This window comes from Micromonospora sp. C51, from assembly GCF_018070435.1.
Classification (GTDB): domain Bacteria; phylum Actinomycetota; class Actinomycetes; order Mycobacteriales; family Micromonosporaceae; genus Micromonospora; species Micromonospora sediminimaris.
Map to the genome: position 1 here is coordinate 1 of NZ_JAGPXQ010000046.1, position 25,850 is coordinate 25,850.

Annotated in this window: 25 protein-coding genes; 13 read left to right on the top strand and 12 right to left on the bottom strand. The window is 69.2% G+C overall.

Going from position 1 to position 25,850, the window contains the following annotated elements; genetic code table 11:
* Positions 1–83: 83 nt before the first annotated feature.
* Entirely contained in the window at positions 84–1,256 is a 1,173-nt protein-coding gene (locus KBX50_RS28165) for an ROK family transcriptional regulator (RefSeq protein ID WP_210940872.1), read from the bottom strand.
* Between the two features lie 163 nt (positions 1,257–1,419).
* Here KBX50_RS28165 and KBX50_RS28170 point away from each other — a divergent pair, with 163 nt between their 5' ends.
* From KBX50_RS28170 to KBX50_RS28185, 4 genes are all read left to right on the top strand, one after another.
* On the top strand, positions 1,420–2,871 hold the full coding sequence (locus KBX50_RS28170; RefSeq protein ID WP_210940874.1) for a glycoside hydrolase family 3 protein: 1,452 nt from the start codon (positions 1,420–1,422) through the stop codon (positions 2,869–2,871).
* Positions 2,872–2,954: 83 nt separating this feature from the next.
* On the top strand, positions 2,955–3,458 hold the full coding sequence (locus tag KBX50_RS28175) for a hypothetical protein (protein ID WP_247674581.1): 504 nt from the start codon (positions 2,955–2,957) through the stop codon (positions 3,456–3,458).
* Positions 3,455–3,949, top strand: a complete 495-nt coding sequence (locus KBX50_RS28180) for a thiol-disulfide oxidoreductase DCC family protein (protein WP_210940875.1) — start codon at positions 3,455–3,457, stop codon at positions 3,947–3,949. The genes KBX50_RS28175 and KBX50_RS28180 overlap by 4 nt, the downstream gene beginning before the upstream one ends.
* Positions 3,912–4,610: a TetR/AcrR family transcriptional regulator gene (locus KBX50_RS28185; RefSeq protein WP_210940876.1), complete on the top strand. Its 699-nt coding sequence runs from the start codon at positions 3,912–3,914 to the stop codon at positions 4,608–4,610. The genes KBX50_RS28180 and KBX50_RS28185 overlap by 38 nt, the downstream gene beginning before the upstream one ends.
* A 196-nt stretch (positions 4,611–4,806) precedes the next feature.
* On the opposite strand, the gene KBX50_RS28190 is transcribed toward KBX50_RS28185, so the two are convergent.
* Positions 4,807–5,466, bottom strand: coding sequence for a GNAT family N-acetyltransferase (locus KBX50_RS28190; protein ID WP_210940877.1), 660 nt, complete (start codon positions 5,464–5,466; stop codon positions 4,807–4,809).
* A 156-nt stretch (positions 5,467–5,622) separates the two neighbouring features.
* Here KBX50_RS28190 and KBX50_RS28195 point away from each other — a divergent pair, with 156 nt between their 5' ends.
* The 4 genes from KBX50_RS28195 (at position 5,623) to KBX50_RS28210 (ending at position 7,152) form a co-directional block, all read left to right on the top strand.
* Positions 5,623–5,811 (top strand): DNA repair protein, encoded by a 189-nt coding sequence (locus KBX50_RS28195; protein WP_210940878.1) that lies wholly within the window; start codon positions 5,623–5,625, stop codon positions 5,809–5,811.
* Positions 5,812–5,874: 63 nt separating this feature from the next.
* Complete coding sequence (locus KBX50_RS28200; protein ID WP_210940879.1) at positions 5,875–6,129, top strand: type II toxin-antitoxin system VapB family antitoxin; 255 nt, start codon at positions 5,875–5,877, stop codon at positions 6,127–6,129.
* Positions 6,129–6,548, top strand: coding sequence for a PIN domain nuclease (locus KBX50_RS28205; RefSeq protein WP_210940880.1), 420 nt, complete (start codon positions 6,129–6,131; stop codon positions 6,546–6,548). The genes KBX50_RS28200 and KBX50_RS28205 overlap by 1 nt, the downstream gene beginning before the upstream one ends.
* 85 nt (positions 6,549–6,633) lie before the next feature.
* Positions 6,634–7,152: a hypothetical protein gene (locus tag KBX50_RS28210; protein WP_210940882.1), complete on the top strand. Its 519-nt coding sequence runs from the start codon at positions 6,634–6,636 to the stop codon at positions 7,150–7,152.
* A gap of 4 nt (positions 7,153–7,156) precedes the next feature.
* On the opposite strand, the gene KBX50_RS28215 is transcribed toward KBX50_RS28210, so the two are convergent.
* Positions 7,157–7,870: a Clp protease N-terminal domain-containing protein gene (locus KBX50_RS28215; RefSeq protein WP_210940883.1), complete on the bottom strand. Its 714-nt coding sequence runs from the start codon at positions 7,868–7,870 to the stop codon at positions 7,157–7,159.
* Positions 7,871–8,060: 190 nt separating this feature from the next.
* Here KBX50_RS28215 and KBX50_RS28220 point away from each other — a divergent pair, with 190 nt between their 5' ends.
* The 3 genes from KBX50_RS28220 to KBX50_RS28230 all read left to right on the top strand — a co-directional run bounded on the left by KBX50_RS28220 (position 8,061) and on the right by KBX50_RS28230 (position 11,043).
* Complete coding sequence (locus tag KBX50_RS28220) at positions 8,061–9,308, top strand: glycoside hydrolase family 16 protein (RefSeq protein WP_210940885.1); 1,248 nt, start codon at positions 8,061–8,063, stop codon at positions 9,306–9,308.
* Between the two features lie 129 nt (positions 9,309–9,437).
* Positions 9,438–10,181 (top strand): hypothetical protein, encoded by a 744-nt coding sequence (locus KBX50_RS28225; protein ID WP_210940887.1) that lies wholly within the window; start codon positions 9,438–9,440, stop codon positions 10,179–10,181.
* 34 nt (positions 10,182–10,215) lie between these two features.
* Complete coding sequence (locus KBX50_RS28230) at positions 10,216–11,043, top strand: DUF72 domain-containing protein (protein WP_210940941.1); 828 nt, start codon at positions 10,216–10,218, stop codon at positions 11,041–11,043.
* A 27-nt stretch (positions 11,044–11,070) separates the two neighbouring features.
* Here KBX50_RS28230 and KBX50_RS28235 read toward each other — a convergent pair whose 3' ends face one another.
* The 3 genes from KBX50_RS28235 to KBX50_RS28245 form a co-directional block, all read right to left on the bottom strand.
* Positions 11,071–11,481: a hypothetical protein gene (locus KBX50_RS28235; protein WP_210940888.1), complete on the bottom strand. Its 411-nt coding sequence runs from the start codon at positions 11,479–11,481 to the stop codon at positions 11,071–11,073.
* A 13-nt stretch (positions 11,482–11,494) separates the two neighbouring features.
* On the bottom strand, positions 11,495–13,696 hold the full coding sequence (locus tag KBX50_RS28240; protein ID WP_210940889.1) for a M48 family metalloprotease: 2,202 nt from the start codon (positions 13,694–13,696) through the stop codon (positions 11,495–11,497).
* A gap of 355 nt (positions 13,697–14,051) precedes the next feature.
* Entirely contained in the window at positions 14,052–15,059 is a 1,008-nt protein-coding gene (locus tag KBX50_RS28245) for an alpha/beta fold hydrolase (RefSeq protein ID WP_210940890.1), read from the bottom strand.
* Between the two features lie 54 nt (positions 15,060–15,113).
* Between KBX50_RS28245 and KBX50_RS28250 the strand changes: the two genes are divergently transcribed.
* A complete protein-coding gene (locus KBX50_RS28250; protein WP_210940891.1) occupies positions 15,114–15,707 on the top strand; it encodes a TetR/AcrR family transcriptional regulator in 594 nt (197 codons plus the stop codon).
* A gap of 21 nt (positions 15,708–15,728) precedes the next feature.
* On the opposite strand, the gene KBX50_RS28255 is transcribed toward KBX50_RS28250, so the two are convergent.
* From KBX50_RS28255 to KBX50_RS28280, 6 genes are all read right to left on the bottom strand, one after another.
* Positions 15,729–16,742, bottom strand: coding sequence for an NADPH:quinone reductase (locus KBX50_RS28255; RefSeq protein ID WP_247674582.1), 1,014 nt, complete (start codon positions 16,740–16,742; stop codon positions 15,729–15,731).
* Between the two features lie 36 nt (positions 16,743–16,778).
* Positions 16,779–17,588, bottom strand: a complete 810-nt coding sequence (locus KBX50_RS28260) for a metallophosphoesterase (protein ID WP_210940892.1) — start codon at positions 17,586–17,588, stop codon at positions 16,779–16,781.
* 121 nt (positions 17,589–17,709) lie between these two features.
* On the bottom strand, positions 17,710–20,406 hold the full coding sequence (locus KBX50_RS28265; protein WP_210940893.1) for an RICIN domain-containing protein: 2,697 nt from the start codon (positions 20,404–20,406) through the stop codon (positions 17,710–17,712).
* A 105-nt stretch (positions 20,407–20,511) separates the two neighbouring features.
* Positions 20,512–21,951, bottom strand: a complete 1,440-nt coding sequence (locus tag KBX50_RS28270) for a ricin-type beta-trefoil lectin domain protein (protein ID WP_210940895.1) — start codon at positions 21,949–21,951, stop codon at positions 20,512–20,514.
* A gap of 43 nt (positions 21,952–21,994) precedes the next feature.
* Entirely contained in the window at positions 21,995–23,359 is a 1,365-nt protein-coding gene (locus KBX50_RS28275; RefSeq protein WP_210940943.1) for an endo-1,4-beta-xylanase, read from the bottom strand.
* 494 nt (positions 23,360–23,853) lie between these two features.
* Positions 23,854–24,474, bottom strand: a complete 621-nt coding sequence (locus KBX50_RS28280; RefSeq protein WP_210940898.1) for a hypothetical protein — start codon at positions 24,472–24,474, stop codon at positions 23,854–23,856.
* Positions 24,475–24,611: 137 nt separating this feature from the next.
* Here KBX50_RS28280 and KBX50_RS28285 point away from each other — a divergent pair, with 137 nt between their 5' ends.
* Positions 24,612–25,838, top strand: coding sequence for a sorbosone dehydrogenase family protein (locus KBX50_RS28285; protein WP_210940905.1), 1,227 nt, complete (start codon positions 24,612–24,614; stop codon positions 25,836–25,838).
* The last annotated feature ends 12 nt before the right edge of the window (positions 25,839–25,850 follow it).

A 25,850-nucleotide genomic window follows, 5' to 3' on the forward strand; every position in this document is an offset into this window, starting at 1 on the left:
CCCCTCCGGTTGATCATGAAGTTGTTGTCGCCCGCAAGCGCTCTCCCGCACAACAACTTCATGATCGACGGGTGAGGACGGGGTCAGCCGACCGTGGAGCCGAAGACCTCGTCGCGGACGGCGTCCAGGGCGGTGCGGAGGGCGCCGTGCAGGATCGGCTCCTCGGTCAGGCCGGTCGGTACCACCCGGGGGCGCACCAGGGTGATCGCCGCGACCTCGCGCTGCACCCGCTCGGCCAGGGCCGCCCCACCGGCCTGCCCCACCTCCCCGGCGAGCACCACGAGCGGCGGGTCGAGCACCACGCAGGTGCTCGCCACGCCGAGGGCGAGCCGGCGGGCCACCTCGTCGAGCATCGGCCCACCCGAGGTGCCGGCGGCGATCGCGGCCCGGATCGCGTCGGCCGCGACGTCCGGGTAGCCGTGTTCCCGGGCCAGGGCGCGGATCGCGTCGGCGCCGGCCAGCTGCTGGAAGGCCGGCTTCGCCCGGCGCGAAACGTCGCGCGGGATGGGTGCGCCGGGCACCGGCAGGTAGCCGATCTCACCGGCCGCGCCGCTGCTGCCGTGGTGCAGCCGCCCGCCCAACACGATCGCCAGACCGACGCCGGCACCGACCCAGACCAGGACGAAGTCCGCCAAGCCCTGCGCCGCACCGGACTGCGCCTCGGCCACCGCGGCCAGGTTGACGTCGTTTTCGAAGACGACCGGGGTGTCCAGGTCGTCCCGCAACGCGGCGAGCAGCCCACGATGCCAGCGAGGCAGGTTGTACGCGAAGGTGATGTCACCGGTGCCCGGGTCGACCAGGCCGGGGGTGCCCAGCACGATCCGGCGTACGCTCGACAGCTGCGCCCCGGCGCTGCCGGCCACCCGGACGACCGCGTTGTGCACCACGCCTACCGGGTCGTCGGTGTCCTGGGTGGACTGCTCGACCCGGCCGATGACCGCACCGGTGATGTCGGCGCAGGCAGCCACCACCCGCTCCGGACCCACATCGACGCCGACCACGTGTGCGCTGCCGGGGCGTACGGCGTACAGCTGGGCGTTCGGGCCTCGCCCGCCGGCCTGCTCGCCGACGCGGGTGACCAGTCCGCGTTCCTCCAGCCGCTCCACCAGTTGCGAGGCGGTGACCTTGGACAGCCCGGTCAGTTCGCCGATCCGGGCCCGGGTCAGTGGCCCCTGCTCCAGCAGCAGTTCCAGCGCCGCGCGGTCGTTGAGGGCCCGCAACAGACGTGGGGTGCCGGGCAGCCGGGTCGCACTCATGCCATCTGTCCTCAAGTATTAGTAAATTTTGCTAACTATACGATCTTCAGAACTGTGAACCGACAGGCGAACGGGTAAGCCGTAGCGTATCGGCCACGCGGGAACCCGACCCTCCGCCGACCCGGTACGAGATCCGCGCCGGCCGGCATCGAGAGGAGAGCACGTGGGGCAGGATCCAGGACTGCGCCGGCTGGCGTTGAGCACCCTGCTGGCCGCGTACCGGGGGCCGGTTCCGCCCGAGTGGGCCGTCAACCTGGTCGCCGACGGGCTCGCCGGACACACCCTGTTCGGCAGCAACGTCCACGGTCCGGCGCAGGTGTCGGCGAGTACCGCGGCGTTACGGAGCGGCCGGTCCGACGTACTGATCGCCATCGACGAGGAGGGCGGCGACGTCACCCGGCTGGCACACGCCACCGGCAGCCCGTACCCGGGCAACGCCGCGCTCGGCGCGGTCGGCGACGTGGCGCTGACCCGCCAGGTCTACCAGGCCATCGGCGCCGAGTTGGCCGGCCTGGGCATCACCCTCGACCTGGCGCCCACGGTCGACGTGAACACCGCCGACGACAACCCGATCATCGGCACCCGGTCCTTCGGCGCCGACCCGGTCAGCGTCGCCGCGCACGCCGCCGCCGCGACCGCCGGGCTGCAGGCTGCCGGGGTGGCGGCCTGCGCCAAGCACTTCCCCGGCCACGGGGCGACCGTGGCGGACTCCCACCACGAACTGCCCACCGTGGACGCCGCACTCGACCTGCTGCGTCAGCGGGATCTACCGCCGTTCGCCGCAGTGGTCGCCGCCGGGACGAAGGCGGTGATGACCGCTCACATCCGGGTACCCGCGCTGACCGGGGACGGACCCGCCACGTTCAGCCGGGCCGCACTGGTGGACCTGCTGCGCCACGAGTACGGCTTCAACGGCGTCATCGTCACCGACGCGCTGGAGATGAAGGGCGCAGCCCTGGCCGCCGGCGGCATCGCCCCCGGCGCGGTACGCGCCCTCGCCGCCGGTGCCGACCTGCTCTGCATCGGGGCCAAGGTCGACGCCAACCTGGTCGAGCGGGTCGCCGCCGAGATCGTGGCCGCGCTCGGCGACGGTCGGCTGGAGCGAACCCGCGTCGAACAGGCCGCCGGTCGCACCGCGGACCTCGCCGCCTGGACCCGGACCGTCGACCGCACCACCGCCACCCCCACCGACCTCGGGTACGCGGCGGCCCGCCGGGCCGTGCGGGTGGAGGGCGTGCCGACCGGACTGGACCGGTCGCTCGTGGTGCATCTGCACGCCGACTCCACCATCGCCGAAGGCCGGGTGCCGTGGGGACTCGGCCCGCACCTGGGCGGCACCGAGCAGATCCGGGTGGTGGCCGCCGAGACGGATCCGGCCGACCTGCGTCGGCGCGCCGGTGACCGGCCGGTCGTCCTTGTCGCCCGCCACCTGCACCGGCTGCCCGGCGGCCCGGAGCTGGCCAACGCGCTGGCCGCCGCACATCCGGTGGCCGTGGTCGAGATGGGCTGGCCGGCCACCTGGCGACCCGAGGCGGTGCGGGCCTTCGTGACCACGTACGGCGCGAGCCACGCCAACGGCCGCGCCGCTGCCGAGGTGCTCGGCCTGGCCCGCTGAGCCAACGGTCCATCTTGAACGCGTTCAACTTGTGCCGTACGCTGACGTCCATCAAGTTGAACGCGTTCAAGATTGGTCGACGCATGGACATCAAGGTCTGGATGTACCTGGCCTACCTGACGATCAGCATCGGTCTGACCGTCTGGGTGGCGCGGGCGCTCACTCGCAACGGAATGGTCTTCCTCGACGAGGTGTTCGCCGACGAACGCCTGGCGCGGGCGGTGAACAACCTCCTCGTGGTCGGCTTCTATCTCCTCAACCTCGGCTACGTCACGGTGGCGATGCGGCACTCCGAGTCCGTCGGCTCCACCAGCGTCGCCATGGAGGAACTCTCGCTGAAGATCGGTCTGGTGCTGCTGGTCCTCGGCGCGCTGCACTTCTTCAACGTCTACGCCCTGGGCCGCTACCGGCGGAACCGGCTGCGCCAGCTAGCCACCCATCCACCACTGGCCCCGGTCGGCCGACTGCCGGTTCAGCACGCCTACCCACCGGTGCCGCCCGGGCCGGGCGCACCTGGGCCGGGCGCACCGCCGGCCGGGCAGGGCCAGGCCGACCCGCCGGCCACGGCCGCGCCGCCGGCCCGATGACCACACCGGGCCGGGGCGGGATGGAGGGACTGCCGGATGCCACCGCGCACGGGGGTGGTGGCATCCGCAGCCTCACCGTTCTCTACGACGCGCACTGCCCACTGTGCCGGGCCGCGCGCGGCTGGCTGTCGTCGCGCCCGCAACTCGTACCGCTGGAGTTCGTGCCGGCCGGGTCGGCGGCTGCCCGGCTGCGCTTTCCGGGCCTGGACCACGACGCCACGCTGCGCGACCTCACGGTGATCGCCGACACCGGCGAGGTGTACGCGGGCGACGGCGCCTGGTTCGCCTGCCTGTGGGCGCTGGCCGACCACCGGGAGACGGCCCAGCGCCTCGCCCGCCCCCACCTGCTGCCACTGGCCCGACGGGTGGTGGCCGCCGCGTCGGCGGTACGCGAACGGGTCCGGGAACCGTCGCCGGAGCCGACCGGCGAGGCGGCGGGATACGGTGACCGGAATGACCGACCAGACTGTGCCGACGACCGCTGCGGGTGAGGCGGCGACCGCTCGGGGTGAGCAGACGCGGCAGCTGATCCTGGAGACCGCGATGCGGTTGTTCCGCGAACGCGGTTACGCCCGCACCACCATGCGCGCCATCGCGACAGAGGCCGGCGTCGCGGTCGGCAATGCCTACTACTACTTCCAGTCGAAGGAACACCTGATCCAGGAGTTCTACGCCCGGACGCAGACGGAGCACCGAACGGCGGCCCAGCCGGTGCTCGAACGCGAATCCGACTTCGCCGCCCGGCTGGCCGGGGTGCTGCACGCGGGTATCGACGTGCTGACCCCGTCACACGAGTTCGCGGCGAGCTTCTTCAAGACCGCTGCGGAACCGACCTCCCCGCTGAGCCCCTTCTCCGCGGAGTCCTCCGGTCCCCGCGAGGCGTCCATCGGCCTCTACGCCGACGTGCTCGCCGGCTCCACCGCGAAGGTCGACGCGGAGCTGCGCCCCCAGTTGCCCGAGCTGCTCTGGCTCGCCTACATGGGCGTGGTGCTCTTCTGGGTCTACGACCGCTCACCGGGACAGGCCCGGACCCGGCAACTGATCGACGGCGCGGTGCCGCTTGTCGACCGGCTGGTGAAGCTGTCACGACTGCGCGTGCTGCGGCCGGTGACGCAACAGGTCGTCAGCCTGATTCACACCCTGCGTCACTGAGCGAGGTGGGCGGGAGAACATGCTTCTGCCCAGGTCAAGTCCACAATTGGACAGCTGCGAGACGGCGGCGACACCTTGCCGAGCGGGTTCTGCATACGTAGCGTGATCGGCATTGAAGCCTCACGCGGACCTGGGGGGAGGCTGCGGACCGTGGATCCGGCCCGGGATCCACGGTCCGCGCTCTGCCGGTCGGCGTTCAGCTCGGGTAGACGCCGTAGGACCGCCAGCCGCGGTCGGGGAATCCAGCGGCCTCCGCCACCCGCGCTGACGCGCCGTTGCGCCGGTCGTGCAGGTAGGTGGGGACAGCGCCGTCGTCGAGCACTCGGCGGGCAGCCTGGGCCACCAGCCGCCGGGCCAGCCCGCGTCCGCGAGCCGCCGGGACGGTGCCCACCGCCAACTCGTGTCCGTGCCGGTCATGCCGTTTGATGCCGACGCCGGCCAGGTAGCGGCCCCGCTGGTCGCGCACGATGAGCACCGACCGGTCGAACAGCCGCAACCAGGAGGGCAGGCCGGCGATGGTGGGCGGCACCCACTCACCGACATCCGGCAGTGCCGTCGGCGCCACACTCCACCGGAACACGTCGTCGTGCACCGCCCAACTCGGATAGCCGACCGCCGCCGGCAAGGCGCTCAGCAGACCGTCCGGGTGCCGCGCCAGCTCACGAACGGCCGCGACCCGATCGGGCGCCACGGAGAGCACGCCGCTGGCCCCGGCGTGGACCGCGACGGCGGGGCGCGGCCGGCCGTCCCAGGCGGGTTGGGTGCGCCGCCCGGACCCGACCACGTGCAGGCCCGGGCCGGCCGGCCACTGTCCCAGCCAGGTCGCCAGGTGAAGGTGAAGCCGCCGATCGAGCATCAACACCTCCCGGTCCGTCACCGCCGATGCCGCTCACCGTACGACGACGCGGTCGATTCGGGTGCGTAGGTGGGCCTGATCCTGGGAACCTGAACGATCTATCGACCGTCATATCCATTTCCATACATGGACAACATTCTTTGGAACGGTGGGGGCATGCAGAAACAGCCGCAGGAACGTGATCAGCAGGACCCCGAGCGCGCCTGGCGCAACCACCGGCTCATCGGCCGCTTTCCGGCCCAGGCGGCCTACCGCGGTCACCGGACCCGTCCCGGCACGCTCTCCTGGTGCGAGCTGAACAGTCTGCCCGCTGGCCCCGTTCGGCACCACCTGAACCCGCACTGACGCACCAACTACAACGTAATCTTGGTGCCTTGAAAGCCGCTTATCTGGCGTATAGTTGTGGGCATGACACGCATCACCGTGGACGTGAACGACGAGTGGCTTGAGGCAGCCCGCGAGGTGCTCGGCACCGAGACCAAGGTGGCGACCATCAACGCCGCCTTGCACGCCTTTGCCCTGCGTCGCCAGGCACGGGAAATCGTCGCCGCATTCGATCAGGTGGAAATGGACTTCACCGGCTCCGCAGAGGCGTGGCGTTACGGCGGCGGCCGGGATCTCGGTCGACTCGTCGAGGATGGGCGCGACTCCGAGGCCGCGTGATGGCAGGAGCGATCTATCTCGCCGACACGTCGGTGTTCGTGCTTCAGGGGCGATACCCGGCGGTCCGACGCCGCTTTGAGACGTTGCTGGCCGAGGGACGACTGGCGAGCTGTCACATGGCCGCTCTCGAGTTCCTCAACAATGCTCCTCATCCGAAGGGGTACGAGATCCTGTGGCAAGCCTTGCGCGGCCACCGGTGGATGGACGTGACAGCCGAGGCGATGGATCGTGCTCTCGCCGTGCACCGCATGCTCGCCGCGGACAGCCAGCATCGCAACTTCCGACTACCCGACCTGGTGATCGCGGCGACCGCAGAGGTGCACGGAGCGACTGTGCTGCACTACGACGCCGACTACGACCGGATCGCCGCGATCACTGGTCAGCCGACCGAGTGGGTGGCGCGCCGAGGAAGCCTGTAGGGCGGCGAGCCACCGCGCGCTTTCGCACACCTGTCGGGTAACGTCTGCTGGTCCTTCGACGGTCACGACGGGAGCTGGCACATCCATGGGCAAGAAGACGATCCACGTCTCCGACTTCAGCGGCACGGTGCTGGGTGCCGACGACGAGGCCGTTCGCATCGTCGTTCTCGAGCACCCTGACCTGGTGGCCGGGCCCGTGCAACTGGACGCCACTCCGGTGGAGGTGGAGAGCATCGACGACGCGGCGCTGGACGTGGCGGTGGTCGAGATCCACGACCGGCACGGCCACGGCGAGCCACGTCGGGTGGTGCTGACCGCGAGCGAGTTCGACGCGATGGCCACCGACGTGCCGATGGCGCAGTTGCTGAAGACCGCCGAGCGGGTACGCCCGCCGAAGGCCCGCCGCGGTGCCGAGAAGGTCGACTACGGCACGATCGAGCACGCGGGCCGGCCGCACCGGGGGCGGGTCACCGAGGAGGAGTCCCGGTTGGTGCGCGAGCGGCTCGACGAGGTGAACAAGCGCCTCGCCGACGCTGGGTTGCGCCAGATCGATCCGGCCGACCCGGAGCACGCCGCCCGGTACGGCTTCCCCGTCGAGCCCTGATCGGCTATTCGAACGTCCGCAGTTTGGCCAGGGCCGCCGCGATGTTCGCCTCGATGGCGACCTTGTCCACACCGAGGCCGGTGAGCACACCCTCGCCGTTCTCCTGCTCCAGCAGGGCCAGCAGGATGTGCTCGGTGCCGATGTAGTTGTGCCCGAGCCGCAGCGCCTCACGGAAGGTCAGTTCCAGGGCCTTCTTGCCGGCGGCGTCGTACGGGATCAGGTCCGGGACCTCGTCCGAGGATGGCGGCAGCGCCGCCGTGGCGGCCTCGCGCACGGCTTCGGCCGACACACCACTGGCGGCCAACGCCTTGGCGGCCAGCGCCTCCGGTTCGGCCAGCAGGCCGAGCACCAGGTGCGCCGGAGTTATCTCGGCGTTGCCTGCGGCCTTCGCCTCGTTCTGAGAGGCCATCACCACGTTGCGGGCGCGCGGCGTGAATCGCTGGAAGCCCTCCTGCGGATCCATCGCCGCGCCGACGAAGCGCTTCTGGGCGGCCTGCTTGCTCACCCCCATGCTGCGGCCGATCTCGGTCCAGGACGCTCCGGAGCGCCGGGCCTGGTCCACGAAATGGCCGATCAGATGGTCGGCCACGTCACCAATGTGATCGGCCACCATCACCGCGTCGGTCAGTTGATCAAGGGCGTCGGAGTGGGCCTGCTTGATGGCCTGGATCAGGTCGTCGAGCCGGACCGGGTTGTTCATCTGCACGGGTTCAGTCATGCGTCAACCTTAGGTTGACGATTGGCCTGCGTCAACCACGGGTTGACGAACACGCGCAGCGCCACTATGCCGATGATCGTTGTTAACAACCTTGACTAATTCTTCTAAAATCGACAGACTCGGATTTGGAGAGCGCTCTCCACTCGCCTCGCCAGCGCATCCATCCCTCCACCCCCGAGGAGATCCGATCGTGTACGCCATCTCCCGCAGCCTTCGGCGGGCAGCCGCCGCCCTGGGCGCGACCCTCGTCACCAGCGCGCTCCTGCTACCCGTGCAGTCCGCACCGGCCGCCGCCGCGATCGGCGGCATCACCTGGCAGGACGAGTTCAACTCGCCGGCCGGCACCCCGGTCGACCAGTCCAAGTGGCGCTTCGACATCGGCGGCCACGGCTGGGGCAACAACGAACGGCAGTACTACACAAACAGCACCAGCAACGCGGTGCACGACGGCCAGGGCAACCTGGTCATCACCGCCCGCCGGGAGAACCCGGCCAACTACCAGTGCCACTACGGCCGGTGTGAATACACCTCGGCCCGGCTGCTGACCGCGGCCACCTTCAGCCAGGCGTACGGGCGGTTCGAGGCGCGCATCAAGATCCCGCGAGGTCAGGGAATCTGGCCGGCGTTCTGGATGCTCGGCAACGACTTCGGAAACGTCGGCTGGCCGGCCTCCGGCGAGATCGACATCATGGAGAACGTCGGGCGGGAGCCGAACACCGTGCACGGCACCATCCACGGGCCGGGCTACTCCGGCGGCGGCGGGATCACCGGCAGCCGCACCATCGGGCAGCCGCTGGCCGACACCTTCCACACCTACCGGGTGGACTGGGAGCCGAACATCATCCGCTGGTACCTCGACGGGTCGGAGTTCTTCCGGGTCGACCCGAGCCGGCTCGGCGGTAACCGCTGGGTCTTCGACCACCCCTTCTTCATGATCCTCAACGTGGCCGTCGGCGGTAACTGGCCCGGCTACCCCGACGGCAGCACCCAGTTCCCGCAGCAGATGCTCGTCGACTACGTCCGGGTCTACGGCCACGTGCCGGACGGCAACACCGGCACCACCCGGATCCGGGGGCAGCAGAGTGGCCGGTGCATCGACATCCCCGGTGCCAACCCGGTCGACGGAGCGCCGCTACAGGTCTGGGACTGCAACACCACCGCCGCGCAGGCGTGGACCTTCGCCGCCGACGGCACCATCCGCGCGATGGGCAAGTGCATGGACCCGGCCTGGGCCGGCACGGCCAACGGCACCGAGGTCAACCTCGTCACCTGCAACGGCAACCCGGCGCAACGATTCACCCTCAACGCCGCCGGCGACCTGGTCAACCTCAACGCGAACCGCTGCGTCGACGTACGCGACAACAACCCGAACAACGGCGGCCGGCTGCAACTGTGGGACTGCGCCGGCACCCCCAACCAGAAGTGGTCCCGAGCCTGAGACGATCGCCCGCGACGGATCGGTGGGCTCACCGCCACGCCCGGCGGTGAGCCCACCGGGCGTGACGCGCGTAAGAGTCGGTGACAGGCGGGTAGTAATCCGTGCGGTCATCGATGTACGGGAGGCGACGTGGAGAACACTCAGGCGGCCGGCGGACGACGGTTGTGGTGGTGGATCGGTGCGGCCGTACTGGTCATCGTGGTGGTGGTGGTTGCCAGCTGGACGTGGGTGACGGTCCGGAGCGACGGCCGCAACGGGCACGTCGTCACCGGTGCCGTCGGCGATCTGCGGGAGGCCACCTTCGTCCTGCTGGACGGCGCCGACGTGATCCAGGTGCGCGCCGCCGACCTTGGCGACGACGCGTACCGGGTCTCGACCCCCCGCGACGCCAACGTCCGTCCTGCGGTCTCTTTCACTGACGGTAGCCTGCTGACCAGCCTGCGCGGCACCAACCGGGACGGCCCGGCGGTCGTGGAGGTGGTGCTGGCCGAGTCGGTCCGCTGGCACGTCCGACTCAACGGTGGCGCCAAGGAGCAGCAGCTCGACCTGCGCGGCGCGCAACTCGGTGACATCGAGTTCGCCGCCGGCGCGAACCGTGTCGAGCTGACGCTGCCGGCACCGGAGGGAACGCAGCGGACCATGCTCGGCGGCGGAGCGAGCCAGGTCGTCGTCCGCCTGGCCGGCGACGCGCCCGTGCAGGTACGCGCCGGCGGCGGAGCCGGTTCGGTCACCATCGACGGCACCACCCACTCCGGGGTGGCCGGCGGCACCACCTTCACCCCGCCGGAGTGGAACTCCGCAACGGACCGCTACGACATCGACGCGACGGTTGGCGTCTCCACCATCACCGTCGAACGCGTCGACGCCGGCTGAACAGGTGGCCATGCGACTGCACGTCGGGTGTGCGATGTGGACCCACCGGTCGTGGCAGGGGCGGCTGCTCCCCCATCCGCTGCCGGCGCAGGACCGGCTACGGCACTACGCCGGCTGGTGCGACGCGGTCGAGGGCAACACCACCTTCTACGCCACCCCGGCCCGCGAGACGGTCGTCTCGTGGGCGGAGCAGACCGGACCCGACTTCCGCTTCGTGGTGAAGCTGCCGAAGGTGGTCACTCACGAGCGCCGCCTTACCGGCGTCGACCAGCCCATGCGCGCCTTCCTCGACGCGATCGAGCCACTCGGCGCCCGGGCGTACGCCCTCTGGGTGCAGTTGCCCGGCTCCTTCGGCCCGGACGACGTACCCACGCTCGCCCGGTTTCTGCGCCGCCTGCCCGCCGCTCACCGTCCCGCCGTGGAGGTCCGCGACCCGGCCTTCATCACTGACCCCCGCGCGACCCGGCTGTTGGAGACGGCGCTGGCGGAGACGGACGCCGAGTGGATCCCATTCGACACCACCGCGTTCTTCGCCGAACCGCCGACAAGCGACGCCGAGCGCGACGCCTGGACGAAGAAGCCGCGGATGCCGCTACGCGCGGAGGCGCTCACCGACCGGCCGATCGTCCGTTACCTCGGCCGCGACGACCCGGCGCGCACCGTCGAGGGCTGGCGGCGCTGGCTGGACGTCACCGCGAACTGGCTGCGCGAGGGCCGGTCCCCGACCGTCTTCGTCCACACCCCGGACAACGCCGACGCGCCGACCCTGGCCCGCCGCTTCCACGACGAGGTACGCGCCCGGGTACCGCAGCTGGACCCGCTGCCCGAACCGATCCCGGTCGAGCCCACCACCCTCTTCTGACAGCCTTACCGCTCGTCCGGCCGGGAGCTACCTGGCGGCGTCCCGACCCGGGTCGGGAGGTTCGGGCCCGCGGTTCTCCTGGATGGTCCGGGTGACCTGATCCAGCAGTTGCCGGGGATCGGTCCGCCCGGTCACCTGGATCTCCACCTCCGACTCGCCGATGCGCATACGGACGGTGGCACCGCTTGGTTGCTGGCTGAGCCAGGTCTGGAGCAGGGCGAAAAGACCGGGCAGCAGGCTCTGCGCGACCACCGCGATGATCACGGCTTCGCTGAAGCCGGCCCGGCCGCCGGTGCGTCCGCCCAGGTCCCGCACGCCGGTGCGGAACTCCGGACGTCGGTGGATCCAGTCGATGAGCGAGACCGTGGCGGGACGCCGCCGGTCCGTGATCATCTGTAGCCGCACGGGCTGCCTCTCCGCCGGGTACGTGTCGGTCACCCGATGCTCCTGGTCACTCGTCGACGTCGGGTTGGAAGGAGAGTTCGTCGCCGGTGACCGTGACGACGCCGGTGACGCCGAGGACATAGCTCTCGATCAACGTCTCCTTGCCGTAGAAGGACTCGTAGGTGCCGGTCACCCGCACCTCGCCCTGCCCGTCGTACGGCGTCGAGACCTGGGCGACCGCCGGACCGACCATGTCGATCTGCGTGGTGGGGTACCTGTCGATGGTCCACTTGAGGTCCTTGGCGTTCTGGTACCCGGACAGCCGGAAGGGGCAACCCTGGGGTGCGGCCACTGTCTGCCGCGCGCACTCGTCCAGATATGTCTTGACCTGCCCGTCGATGCTGCCCCGGGCGGTGGCCCTCAACTCTGGCACCGCCTGGATCGGCGTGTCGAACTCGGTGCCGGGCAGCACCATGATGCGCTGCGGTGCCACCTCGCTGAGCGGGTTGGCGGCAGCGGTCACGACGTGCAGGCCGGGCACCGAAATCACCGTCTGTTCCTGCGGGCTCTCCGGCACCGACACCCCGTTGAGCATGAGTCCCTGCTGGCCGGCGACGACCGAGAGGGTCGAGACACCGCCGAAGACGTGCCATCCCTTGAAGATGCCGAGCGTGGACTCCTCGTCGCGGCGGAGCAGCACCTGCGCCTCCGTCCGGCTCCCGCCTACCGTGAACGAGACCGTGGCGGTCGCCTCGTCGTCCTCCCGTTCGATGCTGCGGATGTCGATGTCGGTGGGCGGCTGGTAATCGGCCGACCTGATCGACTCGGTGAGCAGGTCGTCGTCGCGTACCGCGGCACCGGCCTCGGGGTTCAACCAGCCGGCAAGGTCGTCCACGTCGCGGTCGGCCAGTGCGGAGAAGTACCCGTCGACGGCGGTCTCCGGCCGGAAGAATCCCCACTGCACGACGCCGAGCAGGCTGGAGAGCAGGCAGAAGGAGAGCAGGGCGACGCCGCCGACGACGGCCGGGCGTCGCAGGTCGACCGGGTCGTCACCGCCGAAGAGTTCCTCGGTGTCGACGACCCGCCGCGGCGGGGTCTGCGGTGCGAGGGTGTCGTCACCGGTCCGGACCGATTCCAGCCGTTCCAGGCGCAGCTCGTTCGGCGGGTGTTCGGCGCAGACGGCTTCGTCCCAGCCACTGCGCCCGCTCTCGAACGACCTGCGGCGCTCGAGGACGGCCCGCAGGCCCTCGGTGTGCCCGGTCACCACCGCGCCAAGGTCCGCCCGGTACTCCGCTGCCCGGACATCCGCCCGGTGCAGCGGCTGGACCAGGTACTTCATGGTGAGCAGGACCGGCCAGAAGAACAGGAAGACGAACAGGTTCGTCGCCGGGTGCGGAAACCTGCGCATCAGCCAGGTCGGTACGGCGTGTACCAGCACGAGGGGCAGGCCGACGCCCCGGACGAAGGCCGAAGTGATCTCGTCACCGGTACGCCAGTGCACCAGTTCGTGACTCAACAGCGCGGCGATCTCGTCGCGGGGATCGGTGAGCAGACCGGTGGTGACGACAATGTGCCGAGCGTACGTTCGCGCATTCGTGCTGACCAGATCGTCCTCGACCAGCAATCTCGGTACCGCGGGCAGGCCGAGCCGCTCCGCGCACTCGTGCAGAATCGGGATGACCAGTTCTTTTTCCCGGCGGCTCAGATCGCGCGCACCGGACACCCGGAGCAGCCGATCCTCGAGCAGCACGCGGTACAGGGTGTAGAGCACGCCCACCACAATGGCCGCAGCCGCTATCCCCACCAATTGGGTAAGCACCGAGACGGCGCCGTCCGCGCCGCTGAACCGGAGGACCGGCACGAGCAGCAGACCGACCAGGAACGCCAGCCCGGCGCCGACGAACGCGCCGATCGCCCCACCGGACTGTTCGAGGAAGGAACTGACCAGTCCCCCGATAACCGGCGCGTCCCGAATCTCGTCGGGAACCTGGTCCACGAACACCGAGCCGCCGGTGAACGCCAGGACGAGCCCCGCGACCGCCGCGAGCACCACCGCCGTGAACAGTGCCACCGGCACGTAGAACCAGGCGGCGACGAAGGAACCCAGCACGCCACGCCAGTCACGCAGAATCCCGACCCGCAGCCAGACCAGCGCGTTCGGGTAGCCGGGCGGACGGTTGGCCAGCCGTCCGGGATTCGGCTCTGGTCGCGCGATGTCAACCTCCGGTACTGACGATCGCGTCCGCGGCGGCGAAGGAATGTCGGCCATCTGATTCTGCTCATCGCTGAAAGGCTGCACCGCGTCCTGCTGCACGGAAACTCCTGCACAAGCCGAAAGGGTGAATCACGGAAGGGTTCGCGCGAAACGAATCGCGAGAGCGGACGACAGCCGCCTTTCAGCCGTGGGCCGCTCTGCGGCAGACGCAGACCTTACTCCGGCCGATACCCGCTCCGCCACCCGACTCCGAACAGAATTTCGAGCACCCGGCGGAAACACTCCGGCAGGACGGTACAGAGTGGACAATCGGCACCGGACGAATGGCTGAGGTTGGCGCTTTCCGCACCGCCCGACAAAGGTGAAAGTTTCACGGATAAGCGAAGCCGCCAAAGGCTGGGTCATCGGGTCACGGGTGCGCGGCGACGAAACCGGCGATGTCCTCGGCGATCCGTTCGGGCTGCTCGCCGTTGACGGCATGGGAAGCGCCGGGGTAGAGCCGGACGGTGCCCCGGGGCAGGGTTTGGCGTGCGGTCTCGGCGGCCGACTGCGGATCGTGCATCACCGATTCGCCAGCGATGATCGCCAGGACCGGCAGGTCGAGTCGACGGAGTCGTTCCTCGCTGATCCGCGTGGGCTGTGGCAGCCGCATCCGGTAGTGCTGCATGCCGGCTTCGATCATGTCGGCGACCGGCTCGTCCTCGACCGGCGCGCCGCCTGCGGTGTAGGAGTTGAAGCTGTCCCGCCACGATCTCGGCAGCCAGGGCAACGCGGCCGGGATGGACCGTACGATGGTGCCGAACGGCAGGTCGGCGAAGACGTGGACCGGGTCGATGACGGTCATCGACGCGATGTGCTCCGGTCGGTGCAGCGCGAGGTTGACCGCGGTCCACCCCCCGATCGAGAGACCGACCAGGTGAAACCTGCCCGGCGGAAGCGCCCGGAGGGTCTGGTACAGCCACTCGGCCTGCGCCTCGTCGGTGTTGATCGGGCGGTTCTGCACGCTCATGCCCGGCTGGCCGAGCAGGTCGACGGTGTAGACGTCGCCGATCGGCAGCAGCAGGGGCAGGTTGTCGGCCCAGACCGGGGTGGCCGAGGCGGTCCCGGGCAGCAGCAGCAACGGGATGTCCGCGTCGCCTCCGGTGCCGGTGCCGGCGAAGCGGTAGACGCGGACGATGCCGAAGTCGGTGCGTACGTCGATGGTCTCCGCCGGGTCGGGCAGAGCGGCGAATGCCTCCGTGTAGGCCCGGAGGAATCGGTCCTGCCCGTCGGAGCTGTCCCAGTGACCGATCGGCGCGGGCTGGCGGATGGCGAAGGTGACCACCAGCACGATCAGCCCGATCCCGGCCAGGACCAGGCGTGACCATCGTGACCTGGGCCGCAACCGGTTGAGAGCCCTCAACAACCAGGTCCGCATCCCACACTCCTAACCGATCGGTAGATTTTTCGACCGTACGGTAGAATTTGGCGTGTGACAAGGAGACGAGAAGGCGCGACGGCCGAACTGACCCTGATCGAGCGCGCCCGCCGCGCCCAACTGATCGAGGTCACCATCGAGTTGGTCGCCGACCGGGGGTACGCGGGGGCCTCACTGGCCGCCATCGCCGAACGCGCCGGCATCACCAAGGCCGCTGTGCTCTACCACTTCCCCACCAAGGCCGCCGTCGTACGCGCCGCACACGAACACGCCCTCGCCGCCCTCGTCGGAGAGGTCGCCGGTGCGGTCGAGGCCGCCGAGACCGCCAACCGGCCCGCCGCGTACGTCAGGTCGATGGTCGGGCACCTGCGGGAACATCCCCGACACACTCGCATGATCATCGAGGCGATGGTGCACGACGACGGCGACCACGATCCGGCCGCCCGGTGGCGCCCCCTGGCCGAACTCATCGACGCGGCCCGGGTCGCGCGCGGCGGCAGCAGCGACACCGACGTACGCACCACGGCGATCATCGTCGGTGGGGGCATCGACGCGATCGTCGCCGAGCAACTCCACGATCCCGACTACGACACGGCGGCGGCGGCCGAGCACCTCATCGAGATGCTCGACACGACTCTCGAACCGTGACTACGCGCACCACGCGCCCGCTCACGGCGTGATGACGACCCGCCGTCCGCGCAGCTCACCCTGCTCGATCATCCGGTGCGCCTCGGCGACCGCCGACAGCGGCATCCGTACCATGCCGCGTGGGGCCAGCTCCCCGGCGACGAGCATCCGATTGACGGTGCCGGCAGCCGCGGCCAACTCGGCAGTGGTGGCGCGGGAGATGACGAAGCCGGTGACCGTGCGATCGTTCAGGTAGAGGGGGCCGGCGGGCAGTACCGGCCTGGTGCGGGGTCCCGCCAGCAACACGATCCGGCCACGTATCCCGATCAGATCGACGATCGATTCAAGATCGTTCCGTCCCGACGTGTCGAGGTACAGGTCGAAACCGTCAGGGCACACCGATCTCAACCGACCGATCAGATCGGGCGCCCGGTAGTCGAGAACCTCTGCGGCCCCGAGATGCCGGCAGTACTCGGCGTCCGCGGCGGACGCGGTGACCACGACGCGGGCACCAGCCGCCCTCGCGAGCGCCACAAGTGCCGAGCCGACGTTTCCGCCGCCACCGCCCACCAACACGGTCTCCCCGACCCGCAACCGCCCGTGCACCACAAGACCCAGGTAGGCGGTAGCGGCAGGGTGCAGCACGGCCACCGCGACCGCCGGATCGACCCTCGCCGGAAGTCGGTACAGCCGATCCGCCGGCACGACGGCCTGCTCGGCGGAGCTGCCCTGCCGGCCGTCGTGCCCGAGGCTGTTGCACCACACCAGGTCACCGACGCCGAAGCCACTCACACCGGGCCCCAGCGTCGTCACCCGCCCGACCAGGTCACGGCCGACGATGAACGGCAACGGCAACGGCGTCGGGTACGCCCCGGAACGAACGAAGGTGTCGACCGGGTTGACTGTCGTCGCCAGGACGTCGACGAGGACGTCGGTCGGACCGGGACGTGGCGCCGGCAGATCCCCGTACCGGATTTCGTCGGCCGGACCGGGACCCTCGATGTAGGCGGCACGCATGCCGTCATTCTCGCGCCACTGCTCGTCTTTCTCGCTCATTCACCGCCACCGCCGGGCACTGTCGTTCCGGACCGATCACTCGGCCGACGGACCCGGTCTCGGCTGCCGGTGATACCTCGGTCCGGCCGGAGCGTGCATCGCGCCCCGGTAGACGCCGTGCCGCAGCTCGGAGACGTACCCATCCAACTCGGGCATGCCCAGCCGGGCCGCCGCGGCCAACTCGGCCTCGAAGTCGTACGGCACGCGGACGAACTGGATCGAGAACGGCGAGTCGGCCGCCGCGTCGAGGACACCTTCGAGGATCACGTAGACCGGGGTCGGATCGCCCATCGCGTTGCCGACGCTGCCGGTGTTGAACAGGGTGCGGCGGTCCCGGTCCACCTCGTAGAACGGATCGTGGGTGTCGCCGTAACCCACGACCGTGGGCTCCGGCCCGTCGCCGGTGGCCGGGGTGTTGGCGAACATGCCGAGGAACTCGGCCTCGTCGTGGTCGAACCGGACCCGACGGTGCACGCTTGTCGCCGACGCGTGGAAGAGTCGTACCCGCCGGCCGCTCAGCAGAAGGTCGTGGCTGAACGGCAGGCCGCGCAGCCAGTCGCCCTGGCCGGCGGCGAGCTGCGCCAGCCACCAGGCCATCGCCTCATTGTCGTAGGTCCGGTCCGGGTCGGGGAGGAAGTCGTCCCAGTTGCCGAGGATGTTGACCTCGCAGCGTTCCCGGCAGATCTCGATCACCTCGCGGCCACGCGGCCCCTTGCCGACGTAGTCACCCAGGTTGAAGATCCGTTCGATGCCGCGTGCGTCGATGTCGGCCAGCACGGCCTCCAGGGCGGTCAGGTTGCCGTGGACGTCGGAGATCAGGGCGATGCGATCGAGGGACCGGGCCACCGGCCGATCGTAGCCGCGACCTTCCCGGCGGTGGGGGTAGCCGGGGCGCGCGCTGACGGCCCAGCCCACAGCTAGTGCGGGGGCCAGGAACGGTCGGTGCCTGGCCCCCGGGGTTCGACCGTCAGCTGCGTCGACTCCACTGCTGGTTGGCGCCACCGTTGCAGGACCAAAGAATGATCTTTGTCCCGTTGGCGGTGGCAGCGCCGTTGGCGTCGAGGCAGAGTCCGGACTGGACGTTGGTGATGGTGCCGTTGGCGTTGACGTTCCACTGCTGGTTGAGCCCGCCGTGGCAGTCCCAGATGATGACCGTGGTGCCGTTGGAGGTGCCGGCACCGTTGGCGTCCAGGCACTTGTTGCCGTAGACGGTGAACTGTTTGCTCGCCGTGTAGGTCCAGCGCTGGTGCGAGCCGCCGGCGCAGTCCCAGAGTTGCATCTGGGTACCGTTCGTGGTGGTGGCGCCGGGGACCTCGATGCAGCGGCCGGACTGGCCGCCGACGAGCTGCGTGTCAGGCGTACCGCCAGTGCCCTGCCGCCGGACGAGAGACTTCGACTCGGCCGACCGATTGCCCTGCGCGTCGACGACGTAGAGCCGGTAGTCACCCGACGACGTCGGCACCGCGATGGTGGTGGCGTTGCCGTCTGCCCTGGTCATCGTCGGGCCGGCGGCGAAGGTGGTGGTGCCGGAGGGGGCCAGCCACAGCGACCTGGTCGGGTCGCCGCTGCTGCGGATCGGTATCGAGGACGTGCCGCTGCCGACGAACGTGCTGGCCGGCAGGACGTAGTCCTGCATGGGCAGGTTGCGCGGCTGGGTGATGTCCCGGAACGAGGCTTCGAGCCCGGAGTTGACAGCGATTCCGTAGGCCGCCGCTGGCCAGACGTAGTCGGAGGAGACGAGGATGTCGTGGATGGTGCTGTTGGGCAGGTTCTTGTTGGAGACCTTGTTGATCGGACCGTACGTGGACGTGATGCTCAGATCGTGCTTACGCCCGAAGTCGTCTGAGTTGATCATCCAGGTGATGTTCTTGTCCACGCTCAGGACGTTGTCCCGGAAGGTGATGAACGCCGAGCCCTCGTCCGGGTGGAGTCCGTACTTGTGGCCCGCCGGGACACCCTGGAAATAGTTGTCGTGAATCGTGGTGCCCGGCTGGCTGCCCAGCGTGTAGATGGGCGCCGTATCGCTGAGCCGTTGCACCGTGTCGATGATGTGGTTGTGACTGATGGTGTTGTTCTTCGCCGTGGTGGTCGGCCGGTTGGGCGCGATCGACCCTGAGGATCCGTCGAAGTTCCACCATCCCCAACCCATCGTGATGCCCGCCCACGGGGCCTTCTCGATGCGGTTGTGCTGCACCGTGAGGGTGTCGGCGAAGTACGCCGCGACCGCGCCGTGCCCGTTGAACAGCACCGAGCTGTCGTGGATGTAGTTGTTCCTGATCTCGATGTTCTTCGGAAGCCCCTCGACCTGCGCCGGGTACTTCTCGCGGTTGCTCGACGTGTGATCGCCGATGTAGACGTGCTGCGGGTGACCCACGCTTATCGCCGTTCCGGCGATGTCGTTGGTGTAGTTGCCGATCAACTGCGTGTTCGTCACGTCGTTGACCAGGGTGATCCCGTCAGCCCCGGTGTGCGCGATCCGGTTGCGCTCCAATCGGATCGCGTTGGCGTTCTGCAGGTGGATGATGCCGGGGGTGAGGTCGACGTTGCGGTAGTAGTAGACGTGGAAGTTGCCGCGCGCGTACGCCTGCGCGCCGAGATTGCCCTGCTGAGCCTGCTTGAACACGGAGCCGGCGACGTTGAACAGGTTCCAGTCGGAGTGCCGCACGGTGAGCCCGGAGAACGTGATGTTTCGCGCCTGGTTGCTGGTCGAGGTGCCGGCGACCCGCAGCACGGTGGTCACGTTGTTGGGTGCGAAGACCGACGCGGTGGACATGTTGTCGCTGCCGGCCTTGTAGTAGTAGAGCGTCCGGCTGGACTTGTCGAAGTAGAACTCGCCGGGCGCGTCCAGGAACTCGTAGGCGTTCATCACCTTGTGGCTACCGTTGATCTGGGCGTTGCCGTTGAACGCCCCCTGGGCGATGGCGGCACCCGGCTGCTGGAACAGCGCGATACGACTCTGCCCGTCACCACTCGTGGTCACCTGGCGAACTCCCACGATGGCCGTGGTCCAGGTGGTACCCGTCTCGATCTCGATGTCCTCCTGGTTGCGGGAGATCGACGGAAAGTCAGCCGGGTTGTACCTCGCGCCCTCACACTGCGAGCCCGACTCCCACGCCCAGTCGGCCTGTCCCGCGGTGATGGTGTACGTGCCGTGGCAGCCCCCGGATGTGATCGTCTTGGCCGCCATGTAGGCCCGCTGGCCGTTGACGTAGAGCGCCCGCAGCTTGTTGGCCCGGTCCAGCGGCGCTCTCCAGATGTTCCCGCTGTGTTGGGTCCAGCCGGTCACCTGCACACCGGCCTCAAGAACCGGCGTCTCGTCGGGGTACGCGGCGTAGATCACCCGGTGGCCGTTGGCGCCGGAGTCGCTCGCCCCGAACTCGATAGTGCTGCTCACCGGGTAGCTGCCACCCCGAAGGTAGACCTGGATGTCGCCGGTCATCGTCGCGGTCTTCGTGCGGACCACGTCCCGGGCCCGCTGCAGGGTTCGAAACGGTGCTGCGAGCGTGCCCGGGTTCGCGTCGTTTCCACCGGGTGCGACGTACAGGGTCTCCTGGACCGCAGCCAGAGCCGGGGCCTGGTCTGCGAACACGGCTGGCAGTGCAGCGGAGACGAACACCGCCAGCGCAAGTAGGGCTCTTCTTCCGGCACGGACAACAGCTCTCATCTCTTCTCCCTCCGCTCCCGGGCCGCCACCGGAAGCCATTGACATACCGCGCCTCGCCCTGGGCACGGGCCCGCCCTCGGCGTACGTGCGGTCGGGTGTGCCAGGTCAGACGTTCTGCACCTGCCACTTCTGGTTGTCGCCGCCCCAGCAGGCCCAGAGCTGGACCTTCAAGGTGCTGGTGTTCACGTCCAGGCAGAGGCCCGACTGCGCGCTGCGGATCGTGCCGTCGCCGCCGATCGTCCACCGCTGGTTGTCGCCGCCGTTGCACGCGTACGTGCCGACGACGGTGCCGTTCGTCGTCCCCCGGTTGTACGCGTCGAGACACCGTTGGCCGGCAAGAGCGGTGAGCTGGCCACCGGCCGTCACGGTCCATCGCTGGGCGGCGGTGTCGTTGCAGGCGTACACCTGGACCTGGACGTTCGCGGTCGTCGCGCCGGGGATGTCCAGACACTGCCCGGTGCCGACGTTCCGCAACCGGCTCACCGGTTCCGGTGTGCCGCCGGTCAGGCCCCAGGCGTACCGGAGGCGGTCGAGACCGCTGGCGTTGGGGGTGCTGAGGGTGAGGTTGGTGCCGGTGCCGTGCAGCTTCTGCATGGCGTACCAGTCGTCGCCCTGGCCGGCGGTGACCTTGCCGCCCAGGGCCGGCCAGTAGATCGAGCCGATCCGCAGTTCCCGCAGCACCTCCGTGGTGGCGCGGAAGTAGCGTACGAAGTTGTCGGTGCTGGCGGCGTCGTGGTAGTTGAGCCCGGTGTCCATCGGCGCGCCGAACTCGTCCATCACGGTACGAGCGGCGCAGGAGCCGATCGCGTCCCGCAGGAACGTCACCCACTGGTCGTAGGTCTTCGCGCCGCTGAAGAAGGTGTAGTGGTGCAGCGACACGATCGTCCCGTCGAGCCGGCGGTCGGCGCACATCGACTTGATGTCGGTGTTCAGGCCGGCGCCGCTGACGAAGACCCGGTGGCGGGGGATCGACGGACGGGCGGTGAGCCAGTTGTTGACCACGTTCGCCCAGTCCGCGGCGCTGTGCCCGCCGGGCTCGTTCATCGGCTCGAAGTACACCAGGTCGTTGCTGCCGTACCTGGCGACCACGGTGTTCCACATGGTGTTGAAGGCGGTGGTGTTGACGATCCGACCGCCGCTGGCGGCCACGCCGTCGTCCCAGTAGGAGAGGACGACCTTGAGGCCCTTCGCGGTGGCGGCGTCGATCGCGCCGGTGTACGCATTCCACCAGCTCGTACCGACGGTGTAGGTGTTGATCGGCAGCCGGACCGTGTTGGCGTCCAGGTTGTTCTGGAAGCCGGTGTAGATCGCGTTGGCCTTGGCCACCACCGTCGCGTAGCTGTCGGAGCTGCTCAGCCCGTGCAGGACCAGCGGTCCGCCGTGGAAGTTGTCACCCAACCTGGCCCAGTTGACACCACGGAACTGGCTGGTGTCGGCGGCTGCCGGTGCGGCACCGCCGAGCACGGCAGTCGGCACCGCCACGAGAGCGGCCAGGGCGCAGGCGAGCATCCGGCCCAACGAGCGGTTCGAGCGGGATCGGACCATCGTCGTTCCCTTCTGTACGGTGCCGACTGTCGTGCTCATCAGCTCAGGCCCGGTTCCAGCGCTGGTTGGCGCCGCCGTGGCAGCCCCACACGATCACCGCGGAGCCGTTGGCGGTGGCGGCGCCGTTGACGTCCAGGCACAGCCCGGTCTGCGCGTTGCTGATCGTGGCGTTGCTGTTGACCACCCACTGCTGGTTCGCCCCACCGTGACAGTCGTAGATCTGCACCCGGGTGCCGGCGGCGGCATTGTTCGGTACGTCCAGGCACTTGCCCATCACCTGCAACGCCCGTCCGTTCTGGGTGAACTGCTGGTTGGCATTGTTGTGGCAGTCCCAGATGATCATTTGGGCACCGTTCGCCGAACTCGCGCCGTTGACGTCCAGGCACCGGCCGGATGCATCGTTGCGGAACCTGTTGCCGGTCGGGTTCGGGGTGCTGCCGCCGTTGAGGGCGTCGAGGACCGCCGTGTACGCGGGCTTCTTGTTGCCGGCGCAGTCGAACAGCAGGGCGTTGTCGCTGCCGCGCCAGGAGTCACAGTCCCGTACGCCCCACACGGTGATGCCGGTGCAGCGCGAGATCGCCAGGCAGGCGCGGGTGACGGTGGCGTAGATGTTGGCCTGGTTACCGCCCTGGGTGACGTCCAGCTCGGTGATCTCCACGTCCACGCCGAGGTCGGCGAAGCGTTGCAGGTTGGCCTGGTAGTCACCGGCGATCGTGGTGCCGAGGTGGGACTGGAAGCCGACGCAGTCGATGGGGACGCCGCGTTGCTTGAAGTCGCGCACCATGTTGTAGATGCCTGTCGACTTCGCGTTGATGCCGTCGGTGTTGTAGTCGTTGTAGCAGAGCTTGGCGCCCGGGTCGGCCGCGCGGGCGGCCCGGAAGGCGGCCTCGATCCAGTCGTTGCCGGTGCGTTGCAGGTTCGAGTCGCGCCGGGCACCGCTGCCGCCGTCGGCGAACGCCTCGTTCACCACGTCCCACGAGTAGATCTGCCCCCGGAAGTGGGAGGCCACCTGGGTGACGTGGTTGATGGCGGCGTTGCGCAGGTCACCGCCGGAGAGGCCCTGCGCCCAACCGGGCTGCTGGGCGTGCCACAGCAGGGTGTGCCCCCGTACCTTCATCCCCCGCGATCGGGCGTGGTTGACGATGCGGTCACCGGCGCTGAAGTTGAACACTCCCCGCTGCGGCTCGGTCGCGTCCCACTTCATCTCGTTCTCGGCGACCAGGCTGTTGAACTCGCGGTTCAGCACCGTCATGTACGTGTTGTCGTTGAACTTGTACGTGCCGACGGCGGCACCGAAGTAGCGGCCCTTCTCCGCCGCCGAGGTGCCCAACGTGGTGCCCGCGTTGGCGGCACCGCTGGGCACCAGCACCGTGCCGGCCACCAGCAACCCGACCGCCAGCGCGCGCATCGTCGCCATGGTCGACCACCGTCGTCGCGGAAAACCGCTCGGATGTACGAGATTCTTCATGTGTCTCAGCACCTTCCAGAGTCGCGTCACTTCGACGGGTTAGCGCTAACATCGCCCGGCGACTCACGTGCTCGTTGGGGCAGACCACAGGAGACGACACAACGCTACGCATCGATGGCAGTGAGATTGCCACAAAGTTACGGGACGCTCAAGGAGTTGCCCCGAAAGACCGGAAAAAGAGCAGGTAAGACGAGTACGTTGCACCGGCCGGACAGCTCCGCCACGACGCCTCTCGATCGATGGAAGTCACAGCTTGAAGATCCACCGTCGCGAGCCACACCAGTTGCACCACCACCGTCGCGTGCAATGTGCACGTGAACATCGACCACGCTGACCCACGTCATGGACGAGTAGGCGGCGACCGGCGGCCGTTGAGGCGCGGCGGCGCGCCGACCCGACCTACCTGCCCATCCGGGACAGTGGCGCGGTGGTCGTCACACGGAGCCCGCCGAGCTGACGTCGCGTTCGCTGGCTGGATCGGCGGCCGGCGCCTTCCCGGCCGCGTTACCCGCCCCGGTCGCCAGGCCCAGGTCGGCGGGATAGCTGTCGAATCGGCGTAGGCCCAGCTTGCGCACCGCAACCGACCACGGCGTCTCGGTGGCGAGCACGGCGAGATGCTCGAAGTTCGCCAGATACGATTCCCCGCGGGCCGCCCGCTCGGCGAGGATGTACGGCTCCAGCACGCTCCACGCCTCCCGGGCGCGGAAGCCACCGGTGCCGATCAACAGCGCCGGGTCGACGACGTCGAAGGCCAGCATCTGGCCCAGCCCGTTGTAGTACAACGCGATCCGGTTCACATGCTTACGGGCGTCGGACGGAAGATCGCTGACCCGCAGCTCCGGCGAACACCTAGCCCTCAGCTCGGTGAGCACGAACTGCTGGCTGTCCAGGAAGGCGTCGCTCATCCGGTCCCGGGTGAGCAGCTCGATCGCGACCAGGGTGTGGTTCGCGCTCTGCGACAGCCGCAGTTGCCGGAGCGCGAAGAACACCGAGACCCCGACGGTGATCACCGAGACCGCGGCCACGACCGCGTTCGTCACGATCGCAACATCCATGGTGGTCATCGTACGAAGACCGCTCCACCGGGCCGCCGATTCTGCGCTGCCGGTTAATGCATTGATAAAAGTTGATGTAGTGTTGGACCCGCTCCCAGACTGCGTACTCCATTCCACCTGCTCAAGGAGCTGAGAACATGTCGCGACGGCGATGGCGCCCGATCCCCGCTCTGGCCGGGTTGCTCGTTCTGATCCTGTCGGCGTCGGTCGCCGGCACCGCCACGGCCGGCGCACCCCGCCCCGGCAGGGTGCCCCTCACCGAGCTGACCGTGGTAGCCGAACAGGTGGCCTTCGGACTACAACGTCCGATCGCGCTCACCGGGCTGCCGGACGGAAGGATGCTGATCGCGGAGAAGAAAGGCACCGTCCGCTCCTACCACCCCGACAGCGGCTTGGCGGCCGAGCCGGTGCTGGACCTGACCGCCCGGGTCGACACGTCCGGCAACGAACGCGGCCTGCTCGGCATCACGCCCGCGCCGAACTTCGCGCGGACCGGGATGCTCTACGTGGCCTACACCAGCCTCCCAGCCGGCGAACTGACCCTGGCGCGGCTGCCGATCAGCGACCCCGAGCGGCTACAGGTGCTGCTCACCCAGGAGCACGCCGAGTACAACAACCACAACGGCGGACAGGTGGCGTTCGGGCGCGACGGCTACCTCTACTGGTCCCTTGGCGACGGCGGCCACGCCAACGACCCGTACAAGGCCGGCCAGGACCTCGGCACCCTGCTCGGCAAGATCGTGCGGATCGACGTCAACCGCAGCTGCGGCGCGAAGCCCTACTGCGTACCCCGCGACAACCCGTTTGTCCGCACCCCCGGCGCGCGGCCGGAGATCTGGCTCTACGGGCTGCGCAACCCCTGGCGGTTCTCGGTCGACAAGGTCGACGGCTCACTGTGGATCGGTGACGTCGGCCAGGGCCTGGTCGAAGAGATCAACCACATCCGCCCGTGGCAGGGTGGCGCGAACCTCGGCTGGTCCTGCCGCGAGGGCACCCCGGTGTTCGACCCGGAGCAGTGCCAGCCGGGCGTGAAGTACACCGACCCGGTCTTCGAGTACGAGCACTACATGACGGAAAGCTGCTCGGTCACCGGCGGTGTGGTGTACCGAGGGTCCGACACCCCGGAAGCCTGGGGCACCTACGTCGCCAGCGACTACTGCTCGACCCTCGCATTCGCCGTACGCCCCAAGCCCTGGGGCGGCTACGAGAGCGCCATCATCGGCAACTTCCCCATCCAACCGACCGCCATCGACGCCGACGTGCACGGCGAACTGTACGCACTCAGTGACCTGCCGGGCTGGCTGAGCCGGGTACGGTTCGAGCGCGTCCAGCCGACTCCGACCAGCGAGCCGACGAACCGCTGAACCCCGGCGCGA